This window comes from Pedobacter gandavensis, from assembly GCF_032678745.1.
Taxonomy (GTDB): Bacteria; Bacteroidota; Bacteroidia; order Sphingobacteriales; family Sphingobacteriaceae; genus Pedobacter; species Pedobacter gandavensis_C.
Genome location: NZ_JAVTST010000004.1, coordinates 184,169 through 193,693, shown reverse-complemented (window position 1 = coordinate 193,693; position 9,525 = coordinate 184,169). Strand labels below are relative to the sequence as shown.

Below are 9,525 nucleotides of genomic sequence, written 5' to 3'. Positions count from 1 at the left end.
TTAGAATATATAAAGATGAAATACCTAAAAAACAGCTTACTGCTCTGCTTACTATTGATCAGCCATATATCATTCGGACAGGTTGCGGAGCAATCCTTGCGATTGTTTATTATTGGCAACAGTTTCTCAAAGAATGCGACGGCTTATCTACCGAATTTTGTAAAGGAAAATAACCAGCAATTGGTAGTTGGCAGAGCTGAGCTTGGTGGTTGCTCTTTACAGCAGCATTGGGAATATGCGGAAGCTGCGGAGGCCAATCCAGAAGATCCAAAGGGTAAACCCTACAATGGGAAATCACTGCGTATGCTTTTATCGGCAGGTACCTGGGATGTGGTGACCATGCAGCAGTTTTCTTATTTATCGGCAGATCTGGAAAGCTATAGTCCTTATGCTCAAAAGCTATATAACTATATCAAATCATTGCAGCCAAATGCAAAGATTCTTTTACATCAAGGATGGGCATACCGTGCGGATGCAAAGAAATTCGGTCGCATTGCTCCTGAGCAACCGGCTAAAAATCAGCTGGAAATGTGGCAGAAATCAAGAGCGGCTTACCATGCTACAGCCAAACAATTAAAGCTGGAAATCATCCCTGTGGGAGATGCCTTTAATACGGTTGCTACAGGTCAGGAATATCGTTTTACAAAAGATATGAATTTTGATTACGATCATCCGGTTGCTCCAAACCTTCCTATCCAGACCAATTCCTTAAACATGGGCTATTACTGGAAAGACAATGCTTTGGTGTTCGACCCTAATCATGCCAATGAAGCAGGGAGGTACCTGGGCTCTTTAATCTGGTATGCCATTTTATTTAAAGAGTCGCCGGAAAAACTAAAATATCAGCCGAAAGAAGTCCCAGCCGGTTTTGCAGCTTATTTAAGAAGTGTTGCCGCAAAAACAGTTAAGGATTTATAATTATAAACAAACCATATGAACTCAGTAATAGACACCACAGTTATCGTTGTATTTTCAGTATTCATTATGATTATAGGTTTACTGTTTTCACGTACAGGTAGAAACCTTAAATCTTTTTTTGCAGGTGGTGAGGCTGTACCCTGGTTTATTGGAGGCTTATCGCTGTTTATGAGCTTTTTCTCTGCCGGTACTTTTGTGGCCTGGGGATCAATTGCCTATAAATATGGCTGGGTAGCGGTTACGATTCAGTGGACGATGTGTATCGGAGGATTGGTAACGGGATTATACATCGCCCCTAAATGGAAAGCAACAGGGAACCTGACCGCGGCAGAATTTATTAAGGATAGGCTTGGGGAGAATGTGCAGAAGAGTTTTATCTATATTTTTATGTTGGTATCGCTATTCATTAAAGGTTCCGTATTGTATTCTGTATCTAAATTGGTGGGTTCCTCGCTTGAATTTCCTTTGGTGCCGGTTACCTTGGTATTGGGGATATTTATGATTGCTTATACTGCCGTTGGCGGTTTATGGGCCGTAATGGTGACTGATATCTTGCAATTTGTGATTTTAACAACAGCAGTATTGCTCATTATTCCATTGGCTTTTACCGAAGCCGGGGGAGTACAGACCTTTATCTCCAAGGTTCCGGATGACTTTTTTCAGGTTGTTAATGGCGAATATACCTGGGGTTTTATTGGGGCTTTTGCACTTTATCACATCTTTTATATTGGTGGTAACTGGACTTTTGTACAACGTTATACGAGTGTGGATACGCCGAAGTCTGCTTCTAAAGTGGCCTTTCTTTTTGCTGGATTATATATTGTAAGTCCGGTTTTATGGATGCTTCCTCCTATGATTTATCAAACCATTAATCCCGGATTAACTGGATTGGAAACCGAAAATGCTTATTTGATGGTTTGTAAACAGGTGCTTCCAGCTGGACTAATGGGTTTAATCTTGACGGGGATGTATTTCTCTACTTCTGCCTCAGCAAATACAGCCTTAAATGTTGTTTCTGCAGTATTTACCAATGATATTTATAAAGGAACGATTAACCCAGGGGCATCCGATGAAAAATTAATGAAGGTAGCACGTGCTTCCTCTTGGTGTTTTGGTTTCGGAATGATTTTGATTGCACTGATTGTACCTTATATTGGTGGAATTGTGGAGTTTACATTGAGTGTTGGCGCTATTACTGGTGGTCCTTTACTTGCACCGCCAATATGGGCATTGTTTTCGAAACGAATTACGGGTAAAGCGACCATTTTTATTACCATGATCAGTTTAGCGGTAAACCTGGTATTTAAGATCGTACTGCCACTTCTGATAGATTATAAGCTGAGCCGGTCAACTGAGATGTTGCTGGGCGTATTGCTTCCTTTTATCTTGTTACTGGCCTATGAACTGTATGCTGGTTCAAAAGGCAAGGTGAGTTCTGAATATTTGCAATTGCAAGTGCTTAAAGCGGTACGGAAGGCAAAGGTCATTGAAGTGGATGAGAAAGAGGTAGCAGAAATCAAAAGACAAAATAAGTTTGGATTACAGGTCATTTCATTTTCATTGGGCTTTATTGCGCTCCTGCTGTATATCCTCTGTGCATTTACAGCTAAAGGAACAGGGATGGTAGCGGTAATTGCAACAATCATATTGTTGAGTGCCTGGATTCCGTTTAATGCTTCCAGAAGGACTTCGGAGGCCTAAATTAATGTATGAATACAACTTCAAAAAGAAGTTGCTTAGATTTTACCTGTTGACCTACACACAAAAGTCGTTCTTCTTTAGGAAGAACGACTTTTGTTTTTGCGATCTGATTTTATTAGTACCCTGGATTTTGTACCATATTCATGTTCAACAGCATTTCTATTTGAGGTATTGGCATCAGCTTCTGATAAGATGGAATACTTAAGCTGGATTCTGCCAGGTTATTGCGTTTCAAAAAGGCAAAAAATATACCTTCATTATTTAGATCATCCTTTATCTCTTCCTGCAATAGTGCTAAAACATTGATTTCATTTGGAGAAAGAGTTGTTTTTCCATTTCTAACGCGTACTAGATTCAATAGGGAAATAGCTTCTTCTTTATTGTTTAATTTCAGATTGACTTCTGAAGCGAGAAGGATAACATCCGTATACCTAATCAGACTACGATAATTTCCTTTTCCATATAAATTATAATCATTAGGCTTCGTAATCGCTGAAGATTGATCGTAATCAGTTCCTATCATACTTTCATTTGCAGTGGTGTGAACCTCTGACTTATTGGCTAGTTTATACTGTTTACTATCTATAATCTGACTCAGGTACTTTTTAGCAAGGGAATAATTACCATTGTCAGCAGCTATTCTCGCTATAACAATTTTAGCCACATAGGTTTCCCTTTCAGTACTTCCTAAGTTTTGAATAGCTTCTTCCAGGCCAGCGATTAATGATTGGGATATTTCAGTTGCTTTAGTCCTGGCAGGTGGGCTTGTAAAATTTTTAAAATTCTCTGGATTCACAAAAGGGACATCTCCCCAAAAATTCATCAGAACCCAGTAATTATAAGCAAAGTATGGATAGATTTTATACTTATATGATTTAAGAGAAGATGACTTCGATGCATAATCCATTATTGTATTTGCCATTCCGATACTTTTATACAGACCTGAAAATGAACTGGCAATATTAGGATTGTTGGAATTAACTCTATGCAGATAAAAATCATTTTGCGGCAATCCAGAAACTGTTTTAGTATATAATCCTTCGAGTTTGAAATATTCTTCTGTTGCCTTGGTCGTTCCTACTAACAAAGCGCTAAAAGCAGCCTGGAATTCCTGTTCTGTTGTGAAATGGGTATCTCCGCTTGTTTCAGATTTTCCTTTTAGCTCTACTGTAAAGACCTTATCGACAGAGAAGTCAGCTAAAGTTGTATTCAGCGCTTTATATCGATTTTTCATGTTATCAGAGATGTTTTTCGCATTTAAATCCTCTAAACCCTGTTTTATCGTTTGCTTTAAAGGCTCCTCTATTAGACCGTCGTTATCCAGATCTGAAGATATGATACTCAAAAGTTCCGTTAACCTTGCATTATCTGATTGAGAGATCTTTAACAATGCAGCTGAAATACCTAATAAAATATTAGCGTTTTCATCGTTCTTTGTCAATGAAACTAATTCACTGCTCGTTGTAGGTGTGATTTTCACAAAGAAGCTAGCGTAAAGTTCAGCTAGTGCTTGTTTCTTTGCTTCAGCAAGAGTTTTTTTCTCTTTCTTCATTAAAGACCTAACCCTTTTCTCTTCAAGGTGGCTCAGTACATTTACATTGATAGATTTGTTATTCGTAATGTCAGCAATCGCATTTAATGTGACTTGTGAGGAAGAAAGACTGCCGGTTACTTCGTTGAAGTAATAACCATTTACCGACAATTGAACATAATTAGATGCCAAGTCAATATCAGGTAAAGAGAAGGCACCCTTATCGTCTGATATTTCTGACTTGAAAGTGCGGCCTGTTGGAGTCAGGTCTGAATTAAGTTCATAGACTGTTACTACAGATCCACGGACAAAAGGACCTTTCTCTACAGCTCCCTGAATAGTAGTTTTTTGATGTGGTTCATTGATGGGCTCGTTTTTTTTGGAGCAGGATAGGAGGAAAGTTATTGTAAATAACAACACAAAAGATCGGATAATCTGGTTGGTAAAGAGCGTCATAGTGAATTTTTTTACTGCAAAAGTATACAAAATATTGATTCTTTGTTTTCAAGTATATTAAAAAGAAGAAACAAGGCTAAGTAAGGATTGAAATATTAAAAATTATATTTAAAATTGACCAGGTTATCAAAGATCAAAATCCGGCTGGTATTGATTTTTTTATTGATGTAATCACTTTATTAAAACATGGATAATATATTTAACAACAGTGTAGTTTTTATTACAGGGGCAGATGGGGGAATAGGTAAGGCATTTGTGGCGGAGCTTTTAAATCGGGAGGTAAAGAAAATCTATGTTGCCGGTATAAATACCAAGGCGCTTGAAGACTTAAGTTTGGTTAATCCGGATCTAATTTTCCCTATAAAATTGGATGTTACCAATACTGTGGAAGTCAGGCAATGTGTTGAACATTGCATGGATACAACCATCCTTATTAATAACGCTGGGGTTGAATTAAAAGCAAGTTTCCTTGAAGAAAAATCTGCTGCAAAAGCGCAATTTGAAATGAATGTGAACTACATTGGACCGGTAGATTTATGCAACCAGTTTCTGCAGCTGCTAAAAGCAAATTCAAATCCTGCGATTGTGAATATGCTTTCTATAGGCAGTTTGGTTTTAATTAAAAACATCAGTACTTACTGCGCTTCTAAGATGGCTTTGCACTTATTTACACAAGCGATCAGAGAAGAACTAGTCAATGAAATTAAGGTTTTTGGCGTGTATGCAGGATATGTTGATACCTCAATGGTTTCAGATGTTTTGGTTGATAAAATTTCACCAGGGGACTTGGTAAGAAACATTTTTAATGAGATGGTCTTGAATGTTCTTGATATATTTCCTGATGAGATGTCTAAGCAATTTGTGAATAGTAATAAATTGAAAATAGATAATTTTAACAATTAAAGCTGGAATACCTTAATTGTTTGGGTTGCTAAACTCCTTAAGATGCGCTAATAACGCCTGATAGTAATTTTCCAGGGAGTCTGGATTGGTATTTAGAAAAAGGTATGGCTCTATGAGTTCCAGCTCCATGAGGTTTAACGCTCCATTCACAATAAGGCCATCCACTCTTGCATAAAGGCATCCTTCCGCAAATTGTGTTACATAAGCCTGAGCTTCTAGAATATGTTTTGCTGCGGTATCCGGGGTATTGACGCTACCTCCATAATAATGTTGAACTCTGAACTCCCCGTCTTTTGGTACTTTTAATAAGCAATGGCTAAACTTTCCATTAAAGAATAGGAATGACCATTCACCTTCAAAAATCTCTTCCATAAAGGGCTGAACGATAAAAGCATTTTCTTTTAGCAGTTGATTGATCTGTTGCTGATGCTCAGTGAAATTAGCCACTGTAAGGACATAAGTATCTCTGGCTCCTGCACTCACGCAAGGTTTGATAATTAATTTAGCGACATTAAATGAGTCTAGTAGGGGCTCTAACTCAAGGTGACTACCTTTCTCAAGGAACAAAGAACGAATGACAGGTAAACCTGCATCAGCAATTTCCTGCAGGTAATGCTTATCCATATTCCACCTTACTTTATCAATAGGGTTGAGTAATTGAATACCTAAAGATTCCAATTGGTTGAGCCATTGCTGAAAGTCAGCAAGGTGTTCCGTATAATCCCATGGGGATTTTAAGAGTGCTAAGTTGTATTTCCCCCAATCTACTAATGGATCATTCCATATGACGCGTTCTATAGAAAGGCCTTTGTCTAATAGGAAATTAAGGAGTGTTAATTCTTCATCTTCAGTAGTTGAAGTATATATTTCTTGAATGTGGTAGGAAACGTAGGCAATTTTAGTCATTGAATTTTGTTTGTTGGGTAAACAATTTGCTCGCGGCTACTTTTAGATTTTTGAAAGACCTTGAAAGTAGTCCTTTAGGGGGAGCTGTGGTTTTGTTAGACAAGTTTTTGAAGAATCCGGCAAATGCACGATAGGCTATTACATCCGGAACCATTTCCGTTTCAACTGACAAAGGAGATGAGGTTAGTTCCACATCGAAATGATCGTTAGTTCCGCAATGCGTTCCACTGGCATCGTGGCCAATATTCTTAACTAAAGATTGACCGGGATAAAGGGTTAGCTTATCAGCGAGAAAGGCCGAAGCATACCATCGGATATCCCAAACCTTGGTTTTACCTAGGGCCTGCTCTTCTAATGCCTTGAAGTAAGGGTATGTATGGTCAAAATCGAATTCTTTCTGACGGCCCTGAGTTAGCATCTTGTCCATGAGTTTTGTGCCATCAGGCTCGAATAAGTCCCATCCTCTTTTCCAGGTTGCCCAGCCCCAGCAATCAGCACCCTTCAAAAAGAAGACTTCTTTCATTTTTTGTTGAACAGGGTAGACATAGCCATGTATCGAAATCACCTCTTCTTTATGTTCATAGTAATCAAGCGCATCATTCATGAATTTTAGAAACCATGGGGAAGTCACCAGGTCATCTTCCACTACAATCGCTTTTCCACGTAAATTGATAACCTCGGTTACCCCTTGGATGATATTATCATCAACGCCAAGGTTGCTTTCGCGATAACAAATGTGAACGTTTTTAAAACCGGTTATGCCAGGTAAATAATTTCTGAGCGCTGTCACTTTTTCCAGCGCATCGTCATTCCTTGGAGCATCTGCATAGATGTACAAATCACTTTCTTTTGATAAGCTATTTTCTTTTAAAGCAGCAATGACCTGTTGGGTATGTGATAAACGATTATATACAAAAAGTACGATAGGTGCCTTGGTATTCATTGTGCTGATTCGAATTTGAAGATCTTTTGATGCCTGGAATGATGGTCTAAAAATAAGAGGTTTTAATGAGATTCCTATTATAGAAAAAGGCAGCTCTTTTCTGAATTAGAAAGAGCTGCCTTTGGTGGCAATTGATTTACCTGTTGTAGGCTTCTATGGCTTGCTCCATATACCTTGATTTGGATACATCTACCGCATATCCACCCGCTACAAGACCGACACCAAGCCCCATTAAGACGTAAGCAGGGGTTACATTTGTATCTTTGAACTGAGAGCCAAAACCAGGTCGCTTTTCAAGGACTTCTGGTTTTAGGAAAATAGCACAACCTGAAATTATTGCTGCTCCGGCTGTAGCGTACATGATTTTACTAATGACTGACCTCTTTTTGTAAGTGTTTAGAAACTTCATGCTCTCAGGATGCCCGGCCAGGTCATTTTTTAGATTTCTGTACTTTAGTTTTTTGAGATCTCCGAAACCTTTGTTGTAATACATTGACATTGCCATGGGATTAGCGCTGTGATTCTCGTGTCTGTGGTGCCAATCATATGCGTAAGGATCATAAGATCTTTCCTGAAAAACATTGATTTTCCCTTCTATAATTCTTTCGGAGAATTCAGCATCTCGCATGAAGGTTAGCTTTCGGGTATTGGCAAAGAAGCCATTTTCATTGTTAAAGAATTTTACCTGATCTGCCGGTACACGGCGGGAATCTACTCTAAGTTGCCAGTAACCTGAGAAATCAGGCCTCAGTTGAATTTTGTCTGCATAAATGATAGAATCAGAATAGAGGTAGAGATAGTTTTTAGAATTCTGCACCTGGGATTGGGCAGTTAGCGCATAGCAAGCCATAACGCTGAAGAGTAATTTTTTCATAGCGGTTAAATATTTGTGTGTGTATGAAATCAACACAAATTTTAACCCAAAAAATGCTTTGTAAACAACAAGATACAGAGCGGATCTTAAGATGATTATGGGTTATTATATCAAGATATCTTGATATAATAACCCATAATTAATTCTTATAAATCGTATTCTTTTTCAACTACTTTTAAAATCAGGTCTTTAACCGTGATTCCTTGTTGTGCGCCAAGAATCTTCAAGGCTTTTAAAGCACTTTTTTTAAGCCTTAATGGATAAGTAACGGTTTCGTCTTCTGCTAGAGGAGTTTGTTTTTCTCCTTTAGCTACGGTAGTTTCTTTTGAAGGAGAATTGAACAATGCGGAAACACCGCCTAAGTTCTTATTGTTATCCTCTATACCACCCAGATTTTTCTTTGCCATAACTTTATAATTTAACTAAAATTTCTTCTGTAAGATTTTCATAATCTACAGCACCATTAGATAATGGAGCATATTCGAATACATCCACACCTTTTAACTGCGCTTCTATTAAAGCTACGTTTACTCTGATGGAAGTTTCAAATAATTTATCACTGAAGTATTTCTTGATACTATCTGTGATTTGTTCGGTGATCACTCTTCTAGGATTGATCTTGGTGATAAATACGCCACCAATCGTGAGGTTCTCATTGTAATGGGTTCTTACATCGGAGATAATAGAAACCAGACGATCGATTCCTCTATAGGCAAAATATTCTGCTTCCAATGGGATCAATACCGTGTCTGCAGCAACCAATGCGTTTACGGTGAGCATTCCTAAAGCCGGGGCACAGTCTATCAAAATGTAATCATATTTTCCATCTACTGCTTTCAACAGTCTTTTCAAAATGGTTTCCCTGCCGAGTCTGGATACCAGCTCGATCTCTGCGCCTAATAGGTCCAGAGAAGAAGGTACAATATCTAAATATTCTGAGATTTTTTCAATGGGAAGTGGTGTGTCATTTTTGATACTGTCATAAATCGACACCTTAACATCTCTGAATCCTAAGCCTTCAGTTAAGTTGGATTGTGGGTCAATATCAATTAGTAATGTTCTTTTGTTCGCACGAGCTAAACCGGCGCCAATATTTAAGGTAGAAGTTGTTTTTCCTGTACCACCTTTATGATTTATAACAGCTATAATCTTCATGTCAATATATCCTTTATACGATACGCAATGATACTAAGATATATTGATGTGGAGATATCTTAATGCTGTTTTTAATCCCTTAATCTGTGTTTTTTGGCCTTATTTATTGATTTTGAGGGAGATAATATTTTTTTTTCG

9 protein-coding genes are annotated in these 9,525 nt (G+C 38.1%); 3 read left to right on the top strand and 6 right to left on the bottom strand.

Going from position 1 to position 9,525, the window contains the following annotated elements; translation table 11 throughout:
* The first annotated feature begins 15 nt into the window (after positions 1-15).
* Together R2S10_RS15110 and R2S10_RS15105 are read left to right on the top strand one after the other, a co-directional pair.
* Positions 16-918, top strand: coding sequence for a DUF4886 domain-containing protein (locus R2S10_RS15110; RefSeq protein WP_316841255.1), 903 nt, complete (start codon positions 16-18; stop codon positions 916-918).
* 15 nt (positions 919-933) lie between these two features.
* Positions 934-2,619, top strand: a complete 1,686-nt coding sequence (locus R2S10_RS15105) for a sodium:solute symporter family protein (RefSeq protein WP_316841254.1) — start codon at positions 934-936, stop codon at positions 2,617-2,619.
* A gap of 115 nt (positions 2,620-2,734) precedes the next feature.
* On the opposite strand, the gene R2S10_RS15100 is transcribed toward R2S10_RS15105, so the two are convergent.
* On the bottom strand, positions 2,735-4,606 hold the full coding sequence (locus R2S10_RS15100) for a RagB/SusD family nutrient uptake outer membrane protein (RefSeq protein WP_316841253.1): 1,872 nt from the start codon (positions 4,604-4,606) through the stop codon (positions 2,735-2,737).
* Between the two features lie 186 nt (positions 4,607-4,792).
* Between R2S10_RS15100 and R2S10_RS15095 the strand changes: the two genes are divergently transcribed.
* A complete protein-coding gene (locus tag R2S10_RS15095; RefSeq protein WP_316841252.1) occupies positions 4,793-5,509 on the top strand; it encodes an SDR family NAD(P)-dependent oxidoreductase in 717 nt (238 codons plus the stop codon).
* 12 nt (positions 5,510-5,521) lie between these two features.
* Here R2S10_RS15095 and R2S10_RS15090 read toward each other — a convergent pair whose 3' ends face one another.
* From R2S10_RS15090 to R2S10_RS15070, 5 genes are all read right to left on the bottom strand, one after another.
* Complete coding sequence (locus R2S10_RS15090) at positions 5,522-6,415, bottom strand: hypothetical protein (protein WP_316841251.1); 894 nt, start codon at positions 6,413-6,415, stop codon at positions 5,522-5,524.
* Complete coding sequence (locus R2S10_RS15085; protein WP_316841250.1) at positions 6,408-7,358, bottom strand: glycosyltransferase family 2 protein; 951 nt, start codon at positions 7,356-7,358, stop codon at positions 6,408-6,410. Before R2S10_RS15085 ends, R2S10_RS15090 begins: the two co-directional genes overlap by 8 nt.
* A gap of 136 nt (positions 7,359-7,494) precedes the next feature.
* On the bottom strand, positions 7,495-8,232 hold the full coding sequence (locus R2S10_RS15080; RefSeq protein WP_316841249.1) for a hypothetical protein: 738 nt from the start codon (positions 8,230-8,232) through the stop codon (positions 7,495-7,497).
* Between the two features lie 146 nt (positions 8,233-8,378).
* Positions 8,379-8,639 (bottom strand): hypothetical protein, encoded by a 261-nt coding sequence (locus R2S10_RS15075; protein WP_316841248.1) that lies wholly within the window; start codon positions 8,637-8,639, stop codon positions 8,379-8,381.
* 4 nt (positions 8,640-8,643) lie between these two features.
* Positions 8,644-9,387, bottom strand: coding sequence for a ParA family protein (locus tag R2S10_RS15070; RefSeq protein WP_316841247.1), 744 nt, complete (start codon positions 9,385-9,387; stop codon positions 8,644-8,646).
* Between the last annotated feature and the right edge of the window lie 138 nt (positions 9,388-9,525).